Annotated in this window: 17 protein-coding genes; 10 read left to right on the plus strand and 7 right to left on the minus strand. The window is 64.5% G+C overall.

Annotated elements, in window-relative coordinates:
* Positions 1 to 47 precede the first annotated feature (47 nt).
* Positions 48 to 695, minus strand: coding sequence for a response regulator transcription factor (locus tag BM190_RS25460; RefSeq protein WP_018320676.1), 648 nt, complete (start codon positions 693 to 695; stop codon positions 48 to 50).
* Between the two features lie 593 nt (positions 696 to 1,288).
* On the opposite strand from BM190_RS25460, the gene BM190_RS25465 reads away from it, so the two are divergent.
* From BM190_RS25465 to BM190_RS25495, 5 genes are all read left to right on the plus strand, one after another.
* Positions 1,289 to 2,713 carry an efflux RND transporter periplasmic adaptor subunit gene (locus BM190_RS25465; RefSeq protein ID WP_092260122.1) on the plus strand — a complete coding sequence of 475 codons (1,425 nt, stop codon included), beginning with the start codon at positions 1,289 to 1,291 and terminating at the stop codon, positions 2,711 to 2,713.
* Positions 2,710 to 3,435, plus strand: coding sequence for an ABC transporter ATP-binding protein (locus tag BM190_RS25470; protein WP_092260124.1), 726 nt, complete (start codon positions 2,710 to 2,712; stop codon positions 3,433 to 3,435). The genes BM190_RS25465 and BM190_RS25470 overlap by 4 nt, the downstream gene beginning before the upstream one ends.
* On the plus strand, positions 3,432 to 4,655 hold the full coding sequence (locus BM190_RS25475) for an ABC transporter permease (protein WP_018320679.1): 1,224 nt from the start codon (positions 3,432 to 3,434) through the stop codon (positions 4,653 to 4,655). Before BM190_RS25470 ends, BM190_RS25475 begins: the two co-directional genes overlap by 4 nt.
* Positions 4,656 to 4,706: 51 nt before the next feature.
* Positions 4,707 to 5,018, plus strand: a complete 312-nt coding sequence (locus tag BM190_RS25480; RefSeq protein WP_092260126.1) for a response regulator transcription factor — start codon at positions 4,707 to 4,709, stop codon at positions 5,016 to 5,018.
* A gap of 1,180 nt (positions 5,019 to 6,198) precedes the next feature.
* Positions 6,199 to 8,052 carry an alkaline phosphatase family protein gene (locus BM190_RS25495; RefSeq protein ID WP_092260130.1) on the plus strand — a complete coding sequence of 618 codons (1,854 nt, stop codon included), beginning with the start codon at positions 6,199 to 6,201 and terminating at the stop codon, positions 8,050 to 8,052.
* Between the two features lie 39 nt (positions 8,053 to 8,091).
* Here the strand turns inward: BM190_RS25495 and BM190_RS25500 are convergent, their stop codons facing one another.
* Positions 8,092 to 8,664: a hypothetical protein gene (locus tag BM190_RS25500; RefSeq protein WP_177237282.1), complete on the minus strand. Its 573-nt coding sequence runs from the start codon at positions 8,662 to 8,664 to the stop codon at positions 8,092 to 8,094.
* 392 nt (positions 8,665 to 9,056) lie between these two features.
* Here BM190_RS25500 and BM190_RS25505 point away from each other — a divergent pair, with 392 nt between their 5' ends.
* On the plus strand, positions 9,057 to 9,716 hold the full coding sequence (locus tag BM190_RS25505; protein WP_092260132.1) for a peroxiredoxin: 660 nt from the start codon (positions 9,057 to 9,059) through the stop codon (positions 9,714 to 9,716).
* A 123-nt stretch (positions 9,717 to 9,839) separates the two neighbouring features.
* Here the strand turns inward: BM190_RS25505 and BM190_RS25510 are convergent, their stop codons facing one another.
* Positions 9,840 to 11,564 carry a methyl-accepting chemotaxis protein gene (locus BM190_RS25510; protein WP_092260134.1) on the minus strand — a complete coding sequence of 575 codons (1,725 nt, stop codon included), beginning with the start codon at positions 11,562 to 11,564 and terminating at the stop codon, positions 9,840 to 9,842.
* A 166-nt stretch (positions 11,565 to 11,730) separates the two neighbouring features.
* On the opposite strand from BM190_RS25510, the gene BM190_RS25515 reads away from it, so the two are divergent.
* Together BM190_RS25515 and BM190_RS25520 are read left to right on the plus strand one after the other, a co-directional pair.
* Positions 11,731 to 13,122, plus strand: coding sequence for a cryptochrome/photolyase family protein (locus BM190_RS25515; protein ID WP_244550739.1), 1,392 nt, complete (start codon positions 11,731 to 11,733; stop codon positions 13,120 to 13,122).
* 66 nt (positions 13,123 to 13,188) lie between these two features.
* Positions 13,189 to 13,506 carry a histone gene (locus tag BM190_RS25520; protein WP_092260138.1) on the plus strand — a complete coding sequence of 106 codons (318 nt, stop codon included), beginning with the start codon at positions 13,189 to 13,191 and terminating at the stop codon, positions 13,504 to 13,506.
* Positions 13,507 to 13,565: 59 nt separating this feature from the next.
* Here the strand turns inward: BM190_RS25520 and BM190_RS25525 are convergent, their stop codons facing one another.
* From BM190_RS25525 to BM190_RS25535, 3 genes are all read right to left on the minus strand, one after another.
* Entirely contained in the window at positions 13,566 to 14,309 is a 744-nt protein-coding gene (locus BM190_RS25525) for a hypothetical protein (protein WP_177237283.1), read from the minus strand.
* 95 nt (positions 14,310 to 14,404) lie between these two features.
* On the minus strand, positions 14,405 to 15,277 hold the full coding sequence (locus BM190_RS25530; protein WP_092260142.1) for a DMT family transporter: 873 nt from the start codon (positions 15,275 to 15,277) through the stop codon (positions 14,405 to 14,407).
* Positions 15,278 to 15,374: 97 nt separating this feature from the next.
* Positions 15,375 to 15,821: a hypothetical protein gene (locus BM190_RS25535; RefSeq protein ID WP_018322327.1), complete on the minus strand. Its 447-nt coding sequence runs from the start codon at positions 15,819 to 15,821 to the stop codon at positions 15,375 to 15,377.
* A gap of 302 nt (positions 15,822 to 16,123) precedes the next feature.
* Between BM190_RS25535 and BM190_RS25540 the strand changes: the two genes are divergently transcribed.
* Positions 16,124 to 16,387, plus strand: a complete 264-nt coding sequence (locus BM190_RS25540; protein ID WP_018322326.1) for a hypothetical protein — start codon at positions 16,124 to 16,126, stop codon at positions 16,385 to 16,387.
* Between the two features lie 30 nt (positions 16,388 to 16,417).
* On the opposite strand, the gene BM190_RS25545 is transcribed toward BM190_RS25540, so the two are convergent.
* Positions 16,418 to 16,879 (minus strand): host attachment protein, encoded by a 462-nt coding sequence (locus BM190_RS25545; RefSeq protein WP_092260144.1) that lies wholly within the window; start codon positions 16,877 to 16,879, stop codon positions 16,418 to 16,420.
* A 309-nt stretch (positions 16,880 to 17,188) separates the two neighbouring features.
* Here BM190_RS25545 and BM190_RS25550 point away from each other — a divergent pair, with 309 nt between their 5' ends.
* Positions 17,189 to 17,479, plus strand: coding sequence for a hypothetical protein (locus tag BM190_RS25550; protein WP_092260146.1), 291 nt, complete (start codon positions 17,189 to 17,191; stop codon positions 17,477 to 17,479).
* Positions 17,480 to 17,506 lie beyond the last annotated feature (27 nt).

The raw sequence follows: 17,506 nt of genomic DNA on the forward strand, positions 1-17,506 counted from the left end.
CTAGACATTGCGCGAGATGTCGGCACGTCGAAGCGCCGAAATAGCTGCTATCCCGTGCCGGCGCGAATCGTCTCGGCTTCGCGCCCCATGCTGTCGATCAGCCGCACCACTTCGATCGGCGTGCGCAGCTCCAGCTTTCGCATCATCCTGGCGCGATGGACCTTCGCCGTCACTTCGCTCACGCCGAGCCTGGCCGCGATCTGCTTGGCAATCAGCCCTTCGGCCATCAGCAGCATGATCTCGCGCTCTCTCGCCGTCAGCGTCTCGACGCGCTGGCGGGCTTCACGCACCACATCCTCGCGTTCCAGCCGCCTGCGGTCGCGCTCGATGCCGTGCCTGATCGCATCGAGGATCTCCTGCTCGCGAAACGGTTTTGGCAGAAACTCGACCGCGCCGCGCTTCATGGCCTCGACCGAGACGCGGACGTCGGAATGGCCGCTGATGAAGACGATCGGAATGGGCACGCCCGTCTCGGCGAGTCGTCGCTGAAGCTCGAGGCCGGTCGGTGACGTCCCGGGAAAGCGGACGTCGAGCACGAGGCACGACGGCCCGGGCGAAATACTCTCCGCGAGAAACTCTTCCGTCGAGGCGAACAATTTTACCTGGTGTCCGGTCTCCTCGCAGAGATTTCCGATCGCGGTTCGAATCTGAATCTCGTCGTCAACGACATAAACGGTGGCTTGACCTGAATTCATTGCAGCAAACTCCCCGGCTTGTGACTCGATGGGCGAGCAACGAGCCGTCCATTCTTCTTGCAAGCTAACAAGGTGCTTGGATGAATCTGCGGGGATCGAACAATCAGCGTCCGTCCACCGGTTCGACGTCTTAGGGCCAATGCACGCCGGAAGCGAGTGAAGGCGTTCACACTTCGGGCTTCTTGATTGCAGGGATCTCGCCGCGCCACAGGCGGCATCACGGCGAGGCGCGCTATCGCGAATATGACGATCCGGTATCGTGGCCGCAGCGTCGCCAACTGCGTCATGGCATTGCTACCCATGTGCCGGCTTGAACGCCCGCCACCGGCACTTTGGCCGGATCATACGGGACGTTCAGTCAGCTTATCGAGTTCGATACCGCGCGCATCTTATCGATACGACGGGTATGCATTTCCGGCAAATCACGAAACGTCGCACCCGCGGACTTTACTTCTGGATCATGTTGCGCGCCCGACCGTCGCCCCGACGAGAACGACATACTGACGATCGATACTACCTTAGATAATTTACAACCATAGCGAGCTTGCCATTTTTTCCCGCAACGAAGCCATTTCAACCAGGCGGGTTTTGATATGCGATTTGTGCCAGCAATTGCCTTGCTCGGAACTGCATGCGGCCTCGCTGCGATCTACGCCGCAGGGCCAGCCGCCATCGCCGGCGCCGGGAGCGCGGCAGACACGGCGGCGCACGCCTTGGAATCGACCAGGCGCCTGCTCGTGCCCGCCGGACGCGAAGCTCCGACATTCGGGTCCGAGTCGCCCGTGTTCCGCTACGCCTCGATTCAGCGCGGCAGCATCGAGCAGACCGTCACGGTCACTGGTGCCCTGCAGCCGGTGAAGACGATCGAGGTCGGTTCCCAGCTGTCCGGGCAGCTCGCCCGGGTCTATGTCGATTTCAACGACACCGTCAGCAAGGATCAGCCGCTCGCCTTGATCGATCCGCGCAGCTTTGCGGCCAAGGTCGACGAAGCCAGGGCCGCCCTTGCCGTCTCCAATTCGCTGGTCGACATCGCCAGAGCCAAGCTCGATCGCGCCCGGATCGATCTGCAAAATGCGAGGGGCAGCCGGGACGTGCTCGTCGCCAAGCTCGAAAGCGCGCAGGCGGTGAAGTCCTCGGCGCAGAAGACCTTGCAACGGAAACTGGCGCTGCAATCGCAAAACGTGGTGGCGACCACGGCGGTCGACGATGCGCAGACCGAGTTCACCGCACGCCTCGCCCAGGAGCGCGAGGCCGAGGTCCTGATGTCCCTCAACTCCTATTCGGTTGAGGGGGCACAGGCCGACGTCCGCCGGATCGAGGCGGAGCTGCAACAGGCGCGCATGGCAGTGCCGGAGAAAGCGGCCGTTCTCGCCGCGGCCCAGGCCGATCTCGACCGCACCGTGATCCGCTCGCCGATCGACGGCGTCGTCGTCGGCAGGTTCGTCAACGAGGGCCAGACGCTCGCGGTCGGGCTGGAATCGCGCACCACCTTCGTGGTCGCCCACCGCCTCGAGGACATGGAGATTCATGCGCAGGTCGACGAAGCCGATATCGGCCGCATTGCGCCCGGCCAGCGCGCGCATTTCACCGTGGATGCCTACCCCGACCGCCGCTTCGAGGCAGTGGTGCGGCAGGTGCGCAAGGCGCCGCAGACCCAGCAGCACGTCGTCACCTACACCGTGGTCCTGGCAACCTCCAATCTCGACGGCGCGCTGCTGCCGGGAATGACGGCCCTGGTGAAGATCGTGATCGAGCGGCAGGACGACGTTCTGAAAGTGCCGCTCGCCGCACTGCGCTTCCAACCCTCCGGCACGCGGCAGGATCCAGCTGCACGCAGCGGGGTGTGGGTGCGCACCGCAAGCGGCTCGCTCCAGCGCATCGCGGTGACGGTCGGCGTGGCCGGCACCGAACAAGTCGCCCTCAAGAGCGGAGATCTCGACGAGGGCAGCCAGGTTGCCGTCGGCCAGGCCATCCGTCCCGCGGGCATGGAATTTCTCGGAATCAGGTTCGGATCATGACCGCCTCCCCGCCGCTCATCAGCCTCCAGTCGGTCGGCAGGACCTATCGCACCGACGGCGTGGCGGTCACCGCCGTCCGCAATGTCAGCTTCGACATCGCGCAAGGCGAGATCGTCGCCGTGATGGGTCCGTCCGGCTCCGGCAAGTCGACGCTGATGAACATGATCGGGCTGCTCGACCTGCCGAGCGAGGGGGCGGTCTATCTCGAAGGGGCCGATGTCGCCGATCTCTCGGAGGATCGCCGGTCGTCCTTGCGCGCCCGCAGCATCGGCTTCGTGTTCCAGTCCTACAATCTGCTCGCGCGTCACGATGCGATCGAGAACGTCGCGCTGCCGCTGGTCTATTGCGGCGTCGGCCGCAGGGAACGCCTGGCGCGCGCGGAAGCGAGCCTTCAGGCCGTCGGCATGCTGCACCGGGCCCATCATTTTCCGCGGCAGCTCTCCGGCGGCGAGCAGCAGCGCATCGCGATCGCGCGCGCCCTGATCGCCTCCCCGCTGATCGTGCTTGCCGACGAGCCGACCGGCGCGCTCGACAGCCGCACCGGCGCCGAGATCCTGGCGCTGTTCGCCGCGCTCAACCGGACCGGCCAGACCATCGTGATGATCACGCATGATCCCGGCATCGCGGCGCAGTGCCGCCGCACGATCCACCTGCATGACGGCGAGCTCGTCGCTGACGAGACGCCGGCGCCGGCCCTGCCGAAACGGAGCGCTGCGCCATGACGATGCTCCAGGGATTCCAGATCGCCCTGCACGCACTCAGGCTCAATCCGCTGCGCAGCTTCCTGACCATGCTCGGCATCGTGATCGGCGTCGCCTCCATCGTGACGGTGTTTGCGATCGGTTCCGGCGCGCAGCTGCGTCTGCAGGAACAGATCCGCTCGATCGGCGCCAACGTGCTGATGATCACCCCCGGCGCGGTCTACCAGGGCGGCGTGCGCCTCAAGGACGGCAGCAAGCTGACGATGACGGAGAGTGACGTGCAGGCCATCCTCGAGCAGATTCCGGAAGTCCAGGCCGCGGCCGGCTCGATTGCCGGAACGGCGCAAGTCATCCACGAGGGCAAGAACTGGAATACGACGATCAACGGCACGACGACGGGGCACTTCATGGTGCGCGACTGGCAGCTCGCGACCGGCCGCTATTTTTCCGGCACCGAGGAGGCCGGAGCAGGCAAAGTCGTGATCCTCGGCAGCACGGTCGCACGCGAGCTGTTCGCTCCCGGCGACGACCCCATCGGTGCGCAGATCCGGATCATGAAGGTCCCGTTAGAGGTGGTCGGCGTTCTCGATCGCAAGGGACCCGCGCAGGACGACGTCGCCTTCGTGCCGCTCGCCACCGCCAAGCTGCGTTTTCTCGGCAGTGCCAGCAACATCAACCGGGATTCGGTCGCCTACATCATCGCCAAGGTGGCCGGCGACGGACAGATGGCGGGGGCGCGATCGGAGATCGAGAACCTGCTGCGGCAGCGCCACCGTGTCCCCGCCGGCCAGGAAGACGATTTCAAGGTCCAGGATCCGGCCGCCGCCATGGAAGCGCAGCAGGGTGCGATCCGCACCGTCGCGCTCCTGCTCGTCGCCATCGCCTCGGTCTCGCTGCTCGTCGGCGGTATCAGCATCATGAATGTCATGATCGTGTCCGTCACCGAGCGCACGCGGGAGATCGGCATCCGCCGCGCGCTGGGCGGGCGGATGCGCGACATCCGTCTGCAGTTCCTCTGCGAGGCGCTCGTGCTCTGCCTGCTCGGCGGAGCCATCGGCGTCGCCGGCGGCGTCACGCTCTCGATGACGGTCGCCCGCATGGCAGGATGGGTCACCTCGATCGACGGGCAGGCGATCGGCCTTGCCCTCGCCTTCTCGATCGCGACCGGCCTTATCTTCGGTTTTTATCCCGCGCACAAGGCGTCCAAGCTCAGCCCGATCGAGGCGCTCAAGACGGAGTGACAACATGCTGGGAGTGGCCACATCAACCCGCAGTCCAGGGAGCAGCCAGCCATGAGCCGAGATCCGCAGGACTCGATTACACCGACGCCGCGCGAGCGCGAGCTGATGATGTTGATCGCACGGGGGATGCAGAACAAGAATATCGCCTACGAGCTCAAGATCTCAGAGAATACGGTGCGGGCGCATATCGGCAACATCATGCGCAAATACCGGCTTTCGAACCGAACGCAGATCGCGATCGTGTTTACCCTGCACGCAGCGCCATCCTCGCTACGCCGCGATCTTGGCAGGGTCGACTGCCCTCCGACGGCGACAAAGCCCGCGCAAGCCCCTGCACCAAGGGTGCAGACCGCGACGGATTGAACGTCCCGGCCACAATCCATTGCGTTGCCCGACGGGCAAAACACGCGAGCCCTGGGTCAACGCGTTGTGGCAAAAATATTCCACTTTACCGAAATTCGGAAATCGCGTATGTGTCGCTGCATCCCGGCCCAACGAAGAGGGGCGTATCGCGATCGTCACGAACGCGGGCCGGGTGGCGGTGGACGTGGGTCACATCGGCGCTGAGGGTTTTGCAGGGCGGGCAACCGTGAGCAAGACCGTCGCGCACACGACCGGTGGGATCCGCGTACGGCAAAATCGTGTGGTCCTGGCGCCCGGGGTCTGTGCGCCAAGTCTTGCGGTGATGTGGCGGTCCAACCGGGCACGCGCATCAGTCATCCACAAGGCGACGGGGGCAATAGTGCAACGCTCCCCGGGGAGAGTACGACATAAGCCGTAAAGCCACTGCGCAGGGAAGGCCGGGATGCTCCGGTTGCCCTGTTATCCGCTATGCATGAAGCACACGCAATCTGCTCTTCGCATGGCGGTCGATGGAGCCAACCGGCTCCCGGCCTTCCCTGCGCCCTCTTTCAAATGAGGGTGAAGAGATGAAGCCCGCGAGGATGCGAAACTGCGCCGCGCTGTCTGCATGTCGAAAGCGAATAAGGAATGCTGCCACAAGCTCTATCCATCACCGTCACCCTGAGGTGCGCGCACTGCGACGCGGCAGCGACGCAGTGCAAGCCTCGAAGGGGCGACGGCCCGGCTGCACCAGCTCGGCCGTTTATCCTTCGAGGCTCCGCATGCGATGCGCTCGCATCGCACGCCTCGCACCTCAGGATGACGGGATGGATACTGTCAGTGGGGAGAGATTGTGGATGGCTTGACTTCGCGCTCCGGCGGACAAGCCGCTCGCAATGACGATGTTGATGCAGCTCTGCGCCAAACTCCGCTCTCGTGCCCCGGACGCTGCGCAGCGCCACTTCGGCGGTGCGCTGCAGAGCCGGGGCCCATGTGGCTGCGAACCGCGCGGCCCTCTGGGTCCCGGCTCTGCGCAGCAGCGTAAGAACGCTGCAGCGCGTCCGGGACACGAGACTGACAAGTCCCTCCCCCCAACCCCTCTTGCATCGGCGACAGGCCTTGTAACAAAACCGTCACGCAGCGAAACTAAACGAACCGGGGGCCGCGGGTTGCGGCCGAGCCGCCTCGCAGGGAGATTTCGATGCGCCGTTCACTGGTGTTGCTGTCCGCCGGACTGACAGTGCTATCCACCGGATTTGCGTCTGCCCAGAACAACACGCCCCGCAATCTGATCCTGTTCATTCCGGACGGTCTGCGCGCGCTGAAGGTCAACCCCGACACGGCGCCCGCCATGGCCGAAATCCGCGACAAGGGCGTCAATTTCAAGAATCCGCACTCGCTATTCCCGACCTTCACCATGGCCAACGGCTCGGCGATGTCGACCGGTCACTATCTCGGCGATACCGGGGTGTTTTCCAATACGATCTGGACCAACTACACGTCCGTCCCGGCCGGCGACACCGTGGTCCCCTTCATCGAGAACGACGCCGTGCTCGGTGACATCGACGAGCATTTTAAGGGCGACTACCTCAACGAGGAGACCATCCTGAAGCTCGCCCGCGACAAGGGCCTCAGCACCGCCGCGATCGGCAAGGTCGGCCCGACCTATCAGTTCGACCACACCGACAAGCCCGAGAAGGCCGGCCTGCATTCGGTCGTGTTCGACGACGCCACCGGCGGCAAGAACGGGGTCGCGCTGTCGGACGAGGTAAAGGAAGCCCTGACCAAGGCCGGCCTGCCCACCACCACGCCGCCGCGCGGTGACAATTCCAAGGCGGGCGATGCCAAGACGCCCGGCACGACCGTCGCCAACGTCGCGCAGCAGGCCTATTTCGCCGACGTCGCCACCAAGGTGGTGCTGCCGATGTTCAAGGCGCGCAACAAGCCGTTCGTGCTGGTGTTCTGGTCGCGCGACCCCGATGGCAGCCAGCACAATACCGGCGACAGCCTCAACCAGATCATGCCCGGCATCAACGGCCCGACGTCGATGGCCGGCATCAAGAATGCCGACACCAACCTCGCCCAGCTCCGCAAGGCGCTGGACGAGCTCGGGCTTACGGCCTCGACCAACATCATTGTCTCCGCCGACCACGGCTTCTCGACCATCTCCAAGGAAAGCAAGACCAGCCCCTCGGCCAAGGTCAGCTATGACGACACGCCGAAGGATTTCCTGCCGATGGGCTTCCTAGCGCTCGACCTCGCCAAGGCGCTCGACCTGCCGCTGTTCGATCCCAACGACAAGAACGCGAAGATCGAGGGCAACAAGCATCCCAAGGCCGGCAACGGCGTGCTCGGCAAGGATCCGGAAAAGCCCGACCTCGTCGTCGCCACCAATGGCGGCTCGGACCTCGTCTATCTCCCGAACAAGGACAAGAAGCTGGCGGCCAAGGCCATCAAGGCGCTGCTCGCGCAGGACTACGTGTCCGGCCTGTTCGTCGAGGACTCGCTCGGCCGCTTCCCCGGCACCCTGCCGCTGTCGAGCATCAATCTGCGCGGCAAGGCGGCGACGCCGACGCCGTCGATCGTCGTCAACTTCCGCTCCTATGCCAGCGATTGCGGCGAGGCGCCGACCAACTGCTCGGTGCAGGTCGCCGACACCGTGCTGCGCCAGGGCCAGGGCATGCATGGCAGCTTCAGCCGCGGCGACACCATGAACTTCATGGCGGCGATCGGCCCGGACTTCAAAGCCGGCTTCGTCGACGAGCTGCCGGTCAGCAATGCCGACGTCGGCATGACGGCCGCCCGGCTGATGGGCCTAAGCGCGACACAGAAAGGAGAGCTGGCCGGCCGCGTGATGTCGGAAGCCATGCCCAACGGCACCGTACCGAAGGCTTATGCCGGCACGATGAAGTCCAAGCCCGCGGAGGGCGGCCTGACCACCGTGCTGAACTTCCAGCGCGTCGGCAGCCAGCGCTATTTCGACGCCGCCGGCTTCCCGGGCCGCACGCTCGGCCTCGAGCCGGACGGCGGCAAACAAAAAACGGCGGGGAAATAACCCCGCCGTTCAAATGCTCCTCGTCAGAGGCGCGAAATCTTACATGCCGATGTCGAAAACGTTCGGCAATTGGCCCGCCAGGGGCAGCGCGGTGGCGCCGAGGAAGGTCGCCACCATCGCCATCAGGCGGCGGTTGTTGTGGCGCTTACCGCGCATCTGGCCGGCGATCCACTCCAGCATCTCGCTGTTGACCTTGGAGGCATAGGACGGGGCCCAGCTCTCGATCTCGGCATCGGCCGACAGCGCGACGCTGCGCGGCGGCACTTTCAGGCCCGAGGCGCTTGCAGCATAGTGTGCCACCGCCTTGGCGAGCAAATCATCGAAGCGGCCGCCATCGGTGCGTTCAGTCGCGGCCTCGTTGATCTCGAACAGGACCTCGGCCTCAGCGCGGCTGACCGGCTGGTCGTTGACGGCGGTGGCGGTGAGGATGCGCGTGCACCAGGCGGTGTCATCGGCATCAAGCGAGCGGGAGAAATGGACCCGGCCCTTGGTGGTCGGGCCTTCGCCCGTGATCACGCCGTCGCGCACGATGGAGAGTGCATGGGCCGCGGTATCGCGGCAGGACGGTTCAAGGGACGGCGACTCAGCAGAGTTAGGCGCAGCGGCAGACATAGTTCACTTCCAGATTTCTTCTGATCGGCCAGCATTTTCATGCCGGCGTAAAGGGGTGGTTAACGATTCGATACGGGGATCGCGACTTTTCTAGATGGTTGCCAATTGGTCGCTGTCAGGACCGTTTTGGTTCTAGACGCGCCGGGCGGGCGTGATGGAAGTCATAAAAGGCATTATCGGGGCGAGCGAGACCGTGTGACCCCGGGTGGAGCTGTTTCGCCGCAGGTGCGGGTGTAACAATAAGTTGCTAGAAAATCGGCCCTTCAAGGAAGGAATTCACATTTTACTTTAACCGGTTCAGTTGGCGTTCACTTGGCGTTGTAAGACCCCTATAATGAGGGGAACGGCCACAGACAAATTCTCCAGTATATTCAATGTGATGAGGTAGAACCATGACACTCCCGATCGGCACCACCGCACCCGACTTCGAAGCCGAGACCACCGAAGGGAAGATCAAGTTCCACGACTGGATCGGCAACAACTGGGCGCTCTTGTTCTCGCACCCCAAGGACTTCACGCCGGTTTGCACGACCGAGCTCGGCGCGCTCGCCAAGCTGAAGCCGGAATTCGACAAGCGCGGCGTCAAGCTGATGGGCCTCTCGGTCGATCCGGTCGACCGCCATGCCAAATGGTCGGAAGACATCAAGGAGACGCAAGGCGCGGCCCCGAACTATCCGATGATCGGCGACACCGATTACAACGTCTCGAAGCTCTACGGCATGCTGCCGGCCGCGATCTCAGGCGATCCCCTCACCCGCACCGCCGCCGACAACCAGACCGTCCGCAACGTCTTCATCGTCGGGCCGGACAAGAAGATCAAGCTGGTGCTGGTCTATCCGATGACGACGGGCCGGAACTTCCAGGAGATCCTGCGCGTGATCGACTCGCTGCAGCTTACCGCCAAGCATCGCGTCGCGACGCCGGCCGACTGGAACCAGGGCGAGGACGTGATCATCGCAGGCTCGGTCTCCAATGACGAGGCCAAGACGATCTACCCGCAGGGCTGGAAGGAGCCGAAGCCCTACATCCGCATCGTGCCGCAGCCGAAGTAACAACGAACTGTCATTCCGGGGCGGTGCGAAGCACCGAACTATGGTGCGCACTTGCGCACCTGAGGATCTCGAGATCCCGGGTCTGGTCCTTCGGACCATCCCGGGATGACGGTGCAGCCAGCGTCAGGCCGCCCGCACGCGGTCCAGAAAACCGTCGACCTCGGCCTTCAGATGCAGGCTCTCGCCGGACAGCGCCTGGGCCGAGGCGAACATCCGGCTCGAGGTCTCGCCGGTCTCGCTGGCGCCCTTGGCGGCGTGGCGGACATTGACGGCGACATCGGCCGTGCCCGAGACCGCGGCGCGAACGCTTGCCACGATGTTGTGGGTCGCGCTTTTCTGCTGCTCGACCGCCGCCGAGATCGAGCCGGCGATGCCGCTGATGCGCTCGATGGTCTGGCCGATCGCCTTGATGGCGGCGACCGATTCCTCGGTCGCAAGCTGCATGCTGGCGATCTGGTTCGAGATTTCGTCGGTCGCCTTGGCGGTCTGGCCGGCCAGCGTCTTGACCTCCTGGGCCACCACCGCGAAGCCGCGACCGGCATCGCCCGCGCGCGCGGCCTCGATGGTGGCGTTCAGCGCCAACAAATTGGTCTGCTCGGCGATCGAGGTGATCAGCTTGACGACATCGCCGATGCGGGCGCCCGCCTCGGAGAGCTGCGCGATGCGCTGATCGGTCGCCTCGGCCTGCTGCACCGCCTCGGCGGAAATCTGGTTGGACTCCTGCACGCGGCGGGTGATCTCGGAGATCGATTGAGACAGCTCGTCCGAGGCCGACGCCGCCGAACGCACGTGCTCGGAGGCGTTTTCGGACGCGCCTGCCGACTGCGCCGACAGGTCGGCCGTGGAGCGCGCGACATCGGTCAGCTGCCGCGCGGCGCGCTCGAACTCGCCTGACGACGCCAGCACCTTGTCGAGGATGCCGCCGACGCTGCCGCGGAACTCCTCGACGAAGCTGCGCAGGTCTGATTTGCGCTGCTCGGCCGCCGCAGCCGTGGCGGCCGCCTGCTCGCTGCGCATGCGCGCCCGCTCCAGCGAATTGCTCCTGAACACTGCGACGGTGCGGGCGATCTCGCCGATCTCGTCGGCGCGATCCTCGCATTCGATCGCAACGTCGCTCTGGCCGTTGGCAAGCGCGGTGAGCGAGTGCGTGACCGAGGTGAGCGGCCGGGTGATGCGGCGGACGACCAGCAGGGTCAGGACCAGCACCAGAAGCGCGGCGAGGCCCGCGGCCGCTGCCATGCTCTCGATCGCCTGGGCCAGCATGCTCTCGTACTGGATCATGGGGATGCCGACGTAGAGAATGCCGACGACCTTGCCGGCCGCGTCCGCGATCGGGAAATAGGCGGTCATGAACGATTTGCCGAACAGCGTGGCCGGCCCCTTATAGGCCTCGCCACGGCGCAGCGGCGCCTGCCCCGGATGATCGGCGGCAAGCTGGGTGCCGACGGCCCGGTCGCCGTTTTCCTTTTTCACATTGGTGGAACGTCGCACGAACTGCCCGCTCGCATCGTCGAACACGAACAGGGTCGCATTGCCGCCGACATAGGACACCGCGCGATCGACGATGGCGTGGTCCTTGAACTCGGGCATCTTGGGGATCTCGGCGCGCGCCACCGTGCCATCCTTCATCGTAATCTTGGCGGCCGGAACGGTCTCGGTAAAGGCCAGCGCCAGCGTACGGAGGTTGACCTCGATGTCGCGCAACGCGCGATCGTTGAAGGCGGATGTCAGCGACCAATAGCCGACGCCGACCACGAGCGCGGTGTTCACGCCGATCAGCAGCACGGCACATAGAACGGCCTTCGTGCCGAGCTTGAACTGCGGCAAGAACTTCAGAATCTTGGACATGAATGGAACAACCCCCGTAATTCCTGCATAATGGTGCAGTCGGCTTACGGCCGCATTAACGACAGTTCACACCGCCGCGCGCGGCATGGTTTCCAAATCGTAAACGAGGACGCCCCTGACCACGCCGAGCGCGCCTGTCATCGTCTGGTTTCGCGATGACCTTCGTCTGTCCGACCATCCCGCCCTCCATGCTGCCGCGACAACCGGTGCGCCGGTGGTCTGCCTCTATGTGCTCGACGACGCTGTCGGGCGCCCGCCGGGCAGCGCAGCACGCTGGTGGCTGGCGCAGTCGTTGCGGGCGCTTGGCGCCGAGATTGCCACGCGCGGCGGATCGCTGATCCTGCGCAGGGGACCGGCGGCCAAGGTCGTCGCAGAATTGGCCCGCGAAAGCGGTGCCCGCGCCGTCTACTGGAATGGAATTGCGCAGGCGCCGCATCAGGCGGTTGAGCGGCAGCTCGAAGCCGCACTGGCAAAGCTTGGCATCGACTCGCAAAGCTTCCCCGGCGATCTCCTCGTCCCACCCTCGGCGATCCGCAACAAGGAGGGCCGGGGCTTGCGCGTGTTCACGCCGTTCTGGCGGCGCGTGCTGTCGCTCGGCGATCCACCCAAGCCCTTGCCTGCGCCGAAGCAGCTGCGCCCTGGTCCAAAGATCGCCAGCGATCGGCTTGAAAGCTGGCAGCTCGAGCCGACCAGCCCGGATTGGGCGGGCGGCCTGCGCGAGACATGGACCCCGGGCGAAGCCTCCGCGCGGGCACGCCTGCGCGACTTCCTCAAGCACACCGCGCGCCGCTATGTCGGCGATCGCGACCGGCCGGATCGGGACGGCACCTCAAGCCTGTCACCGCATCTGCGCTTCGGCGAACTCAGCCCGCGCCAGGTCTGGCACGCGGCGCGCTTCGCCGCGGATGAAGATCCGGCGCTCGGGCCGGGCATCGACAAATTCCTGAGCGAGCTCGGCTGGCGCGAATTCTGCCGTCACCTGCTCCACGATCATCCGGACCTCGCGAGCGAAAACCTGCAGACGAACTTCGACGGCTTCCCCTGGAAACGCGATCCCAAGGCGCTCGCCGCCTGGCGGCGCGGCCGCACCGGCTATCCGATCGTCGATGCCGGTCTGCGCGAGCTCTGGCACACCGGGGTGATGCACAACCGGGTCCGGATGGTGGTGGCGTCGTTCCTGGTCAAGCACCTCTTGATCGACTGGCGCGAGGGCGAAGCCTGGTTCTGGGACACGCTGGTCGACGCGGATGCCGGCAGCAATCCCGCCAACTGGCAATGGGTCGCCGGCTGCGGCGCCGACGCGGCGCCCTATTTCCGCGTGTTCAATCCGCAGCTCCAGGGCGAGAAGTTCGATCCGGATGGAACCTACGTTCGGCGCTGGGTGCCGGAGTTGAAGGACATGCCGACCAAGCTGATCCACCGGCCCTGGCAGGCGACGCCAATCGAGCTTGCGAGCGCGGGCATCACGCTCGGCAAGACCTATCCGCAGCCGCTCGTCGATCATGCCAAGGGACGCGAGCGTGCGCTCGCCGCCTACGCAAAGATCCGCAAAGGTTGAGCGCTGCTTTGACACAATTTCGAAACCCGCTATCGTCATCACTCCAATCAAACCGCGGGGGACGCAATGGACGACGACAAGCCGATCACCGAACAGGCGATGGAGACGATCACCACAGCCGTGGAAGCGACCAAGGACGCGGCGGTCACCGCCGTCAAGAAGGTCAGGAAAGCCGCCAAGAAGGTCGCGAAGAAAGTAGCGCCGAAGAAGGCCTCCAAGAAGAAGGCCAAGAAAGCCTCGAAGAAGAGTTCGAAGAAGGCTGCAAAGAAGTCGTCGAAGAAGGCGGCCAAGAAAACTGCAAAGAAGGCCGCGAAGAAGACCGCCAAGACAACGGCCAAGAAAGCCACCAAGTCGAAAAAGAAGGCTCGGAAGGCCAAGCGCTGATCGGGGCGCTCGAGCAGGTCTCCGGGTGCGTGCGCGCCCGGAGACAAGCCCGGGATACCCTACCCCCGCGGCCTGGATGCGCGCCGGCCCGGGTGATGCTCTCCCTTCGGATCACGGAATTCGCTGCGATGACCGCGGCGGTCCTCGGCCTTGAAGCGCCGCCGCTTTTCCGGTGAGCCGAACTGCTTGATCAGCCGCCTGCCATTGACCTTCTTGATGACGTAGCCACCCTCGGTCATCGAGAATGGCGCCTTGAGCGATCCCATATGGTCGAATTTGGTGCCACGGGGATGCTCGAAGGGCTCGAACCAGGACGGATAGACGAAGTTCGACATCGGGAAGCCGTTGACGAGAAAAGAGTCCTCCTCCACGGCGTCGCAGACCTCATAGGCATATTGGGTGTGACGGGTCTTGTCGGCCCACAGATTGGCCATGGGATCCAGCACCATCTCGAACAGCTCGTGCGATGCCGCCAGGCTGACGGGCTCGTCGCCCAGCGCCTTGACGAAGATCTTCGAGATCGGCTGCCCCCGATGCGTCAGCTCGTGCCGTCCGAGGAAGTTCTTGTGGGTGGCGTCGTCAAAATAGACGAGCTGCCAGTCCGTCGGCTTCGGCTTGTGGGTGACGTCGAGATCGATGGGGTAGCCCCAGACGGGGAGGAAATGCTGGTCGTAGCATTTCTGGAGCGCGGCTGTGAGCTTGGCCATCATCCGGTCGCTCATCATCTCCTCCGCGTAGTTGATGCAGGCAATCCGGACCGGCATCAACGATCTGCCGAGCAGCGCGCGCCTCGCCTTCTTCATGAAAATCACCGTGTAATGTGAAGCTGAAATGCGTTCAGCCTAACATGAACCTGCCGCGCACGTCAGGGATGTATCCCGACGCCCGCTCCATCCGCCTAGAAGCGCCGGTTGACGACGAACACGGCGGCCGCGCACATCCCCATGCCGGCAATCGCCAGCGCGTCGAGCTTCTCGCCGAACAGCAGATAGGCCATCAGCGCGGTCACGGCGGGCACCAGATAGAACAGGCTCGCGACCGAGGTCGCCGCGGCGTGGCGGATCAGCCAGTACAACAGCCCGATCGATCCGATCGAGAGCGCCACCGCGAGCCAGCCGAGCGCGAGCACGAACTCCCGCGTCCAGTGCACCACGCGGTCTTCGAACAGGAAGGCCCCGATCGCGAAGAAGATGGTGACGGACACATATTGCACGAGATTGCCGGCGCGCCAGTCGATCTGGTTGCAGTAGCGGCGCTGGTAGAGCGTGCCGAGGGTGATGCTGATCAGGGAGACGACCGAGGCAAGCCAGCCAAGCCCGGCTTCACCGGTCATGGGACGGTTGTGCAGGATCAGCACCACGCCGCCGAGGCCGAGCACGAGCCCGGCCCATTGCACCGGCGTCACCTTCTCGCCGAGCCAGCGGTTGGCGATGGTCGAGGTCAGGATCGGCTGCAGGCCCGGAATCAGCGCGGAGAGCCCGGCGGGGATCGAATGCGCGATCGCGATCGCGGTGCCGCCGAGATAGAAACCGTGGACGAGAATGCCGGCGACTGCGCTATGCGCGATGCCGGTGCGATCAGGCCATTTCGGCCGCGCGATCGCCACGATCATCGCCATCAGGCCGACCACGATCGCCATGCGGATGGCGAGATAGGTCAAGGGATCGGCATTGTTGACGACGTATTTGGTGCCGATGAATCCGGTGCTCCAGAGCAGGACGAACAGGATCGGCGCGGCGCGGGCGGTCAGGGCTTCTTGATTATGATTCATTGCCGCCCTCATTGCCCCAGCGGGGGCTATGCGGCAATGCGAATTTCGTGCGGACGATGCTGCGCTGCGACGGACGATTGCGGCTCAGCTCAGCCGCTCACCATTCTTCCGGACAGGGGTCGATGATCTTCCAGAGCTCGACGCCGTTCTTGATCTTTTTCATGTCGGTGGTGAGCCCGCCATTGCGGCGGATCCAGTCCTTCACCTTGTCGGGGTAGTAAGACATCAGGTCGGACGTGCCCTCGGAGCTGGTGACCTTGATGCCGAAGGTGAAGGCCTTGTCGTAATAGGCCTGGTGGAAACCGAGGCTTGCCCGCGGCGTCACGCAGATCTTGTTCATCGGCACGATGCCGAGCACCAGCGTGCAGGCCGAGTTGCAGATGCCGTCGATGATGACGCGCTCGCCCTTCTCGCGGACGCGCTTGTACTTGGTCTTGTATTCCTCGACATAGCCGCCGTGGTCGCGGGTGATATGCAGCTCTGCCCGCGCCGGCGTGGCGGCGGCGATGGAGAGCAACAGCAGGCTCAGAAGCGTGATGCGCATGGCGGCGTGACGGCGAAAGCCTTCAGGAATGGACCGGCCTCGCAGGACCCGCGAAATGAGCCCCTAGGCCGGCAACAGGATTCTTAACCGAATAGTCTTTGGTCATACTTGTGTGGGGAATTCGTTAAGCATCCCGAAAAGGCCAAAAATGGGCAGCCTTCGGCCGCATGTCCGGCAATTCTGTCACACCCACCCGGGAATCTGAGGGATCAGCCCCGATTTCCGGGCGCCGGACGGGTGCCCTGGAGGTCCGAAGTGGCTATAGATGGCTGACCACTTCGCGCGGGTTCCGGAGAATCGAGATGAGCAAGTTGACGCTTGTAGCCGCGGTTGCTGCCCTGTCGGCCGCAATCCTAGCCCCTGGCCTCGCGGAGGCGCGGGGTCATCACCGGCACTACCGCCATTACGCCAATCCGCTGCCCTACCCGATCAGCTATCTGCACAATTACGGCCCCGGCATCACCCCCGGCACTTTCGCCTTTTACGACGGCCCGTCGACCAACCATTGCTACCAGAGCGCGGCCGCCTATGTCGGCCAGGACCGCCGCCGGCACCCCTGCTACTGAGGGGCGCTGGCGCGGCCTCTGCGGGCGCCTCTATTTGGCGGCGCCCGACAGCAGCAATTGCCTCTCGATCTCGTAGACCGGCAGCTTGACGAGGTCCTTGCCGACCTCGGCCCGCAGCGCCTTGCGCATAATGTCCGAATAATCGGCGCGGATCATCCCGAGCGCGCGCGGTGAGGCTACCATGGTCAGGGCCGTGGTCTCGCCAGAGCTGACAGCCGCATCGAGCCGGCCGGCAAGGCTGCGCAGGAAGGCGCGCTCGGCCTCATCGTGCCAATCGGTCTGCTCGGCCGAGCTGCGCACGCCGCCGGCAGCGGCATGCAGGCGGCCCGGCGCGTCGCTCCCTTGCGCGCTGGTCAGGGGATTGGGCTGCTCGTGCACCTCCCTGGTGTGAAGGTTCGGAAACATCTCGTCGCCGAGGTTTTCCAGAATGAGCGCCTTGCGCCCATCGCACACGACCAGCCAACCACCCTTGTCTAATCTCATCTTGTCCATTGCACAGCTCCAAGCAACCTGTGAGCCCGCCCTTCGAATTCGTCGAAGGCTGGCCACGCGACAAGACTACGAACGAAGCCCCGACGGCGAATTGCGCAGGATCAAGAGCCGCATCGATGTCCTGCGGGGCCATCGCAGCGCGGGCCGCAGCATTGGTCACTCGCGCGAACCTGGGATAGTCTGGCGGGGTCGAGGTCAGCCTGCGGCGGACCGGCTGAAGATTTGTTCATCAGCATTACATTTCGGTTCCGCCACAATTTGATCAGAACAACTTCGATATCCTGGATCGCGTCAGCGGAGGAAGACATCATGAATCTCAAGATCGGCCTCGTCGCCGCAGCCCTGTTCGGCGCCATGTTCGGTGCTTTGGCGGCATCGCCGGCGGCGTCTGCCATGCCCATCGCGCCCGCGCCTGCAACGCCGCAGGCCTCCGGCATCGAGCAGGTCCGCATGGTCTGCGACGCCTGGGGGCGCTGCTTTTGGCGTCCGAACTACTATGGGTATTACGGGCCCCGGCCGTATTACGGCCCCCGGTATTATGGGCCGCGCTATTACGGTTACGGTCCACGCTATTATGGCCCACGCTATCGCCGCTGGTGACATCTGGAGGGGCCCTCGGGGCCCCTT

Source organism: Bradyrhizobium sp. Rc3b, from assembly GCF_900114915.1.
GTDB lineage: Bacteria > Pseudomonadota > Alphaproteobacteria > Rhizobiales > Xanthobacteraceae > Bradyrhizobium.

Bases quoted from the DNA above. Each gene is read 5' to 3' on its own strand.
- BM190_RS25460 (WP_018320676.1), bottom strand. From the start codon at position 695: ATGAATTCAGGTCAAGCCACCGTTTATGTCGTTGACGACGAGATTCAG.
- BM190_RS25465 (WP_092260122.1), top strand. From the start codon at position 1,289: ATGCGATTTGTGCCAGCAATTGCCTTGCTCGGAACTGCATGCGGCCTC.
- BM190_RS25470 (WP_092260124.1), top strand. From the start codon at position 2,710: ATGACCGCCTCCCCGCCGCTCATCAGCCTCCAGTCGGTCGGCAGGACC.
- BM190_RS25475 (WP_018320679.1), top strand. From the start codon at position 3,432: ATGACGATGCTCCAGGGATTCCAGATCGCCCTGCACGCACTCAGGCTC.
- BM190_RS25480 (WP_092260126.1), top strand. From the start codon at position 4,707: ATGAGCCGAGATCCGCAGGACTCGATTACACCGACGCCGCGCGAGCGC.
- BM190_RS25495 (WP_092260130.1), top strand. From the start codon at position 6,199: ATGCGCCGTTCACTGGTGTTGCTGTCCGCCGGACTGACAGTGCTATCC.
- BM190_RS25500 (WP_177237282.1), bottom strand. From the start codon at position 8,664: ATGTCTGCCGCTGCGCCTAACTCTGCTGAGTCGCCGTCCCTTGAACCG.
- BM190_RS25505 (WP_092260132.1), top strand. From the start codon at position 9,057: ATGACACTCCCGATCGGCACCACCGCACCCGACTTCGAAGCCGAGACC.
- BM190_RS25510 (WP_092260134.1), bottom strand. From the start codon at position 11,564: ATGTCCAAGATTCTGAAGTTCTTGCCGCAGTTCAAGCTCGGCACGAAG.
- BM190_RS25520 (WP_092260138.1), top strand. From the start codon at position 13,189: ATGGACGACGACAAGCCGATCACCGAACAGGCGATGGAGACGATCACC.
- BM190_RS25525 (WP_177237283.1), bottom strand. From the start codon at position 14,309: ATGAAGAAGGCGAGGCGCGCGCTGCTCGGCAGATCGTTGATGCCGGTC.
- BM190_RS25530 (WP_092260142.1), bottom strand. From the start codon at position 15,277: ATGAATCATAATCAAGAAGCCCTGACCGCCCGCGCCGCGCCGATCCTG.
- BM190_RS25535 (WP_018322327.1), bottom strand. From the start codon at position 15,821: ATGCGCATCACGCTTCTGAGCCTGCTGTTGCTCTCCATCGCCGCCGCC.
- BM190_RS25540 (WP_018322326.1), top strand. From the start codon at position 16,124: ATGAGCAAGTTGACGCTTGTAGCCGCGGTTGCTGCCCTGTCGGCCGCA.
- BM190_RS25545 (WP_092260144.1), bottom strand. From the start codon at position 16,879: ATGGACAAGATGAGATTAGACAAGGGTGGTTGGCTGGTCGTGTGCGAT.
- BM190_RS25550 (WP_092260146.1), top strand. From the start codon at position 17,189: ATGAATCTCAAGATCGGCCTCGTCGCCGCAGCCCTGTTCGGCGCCATG.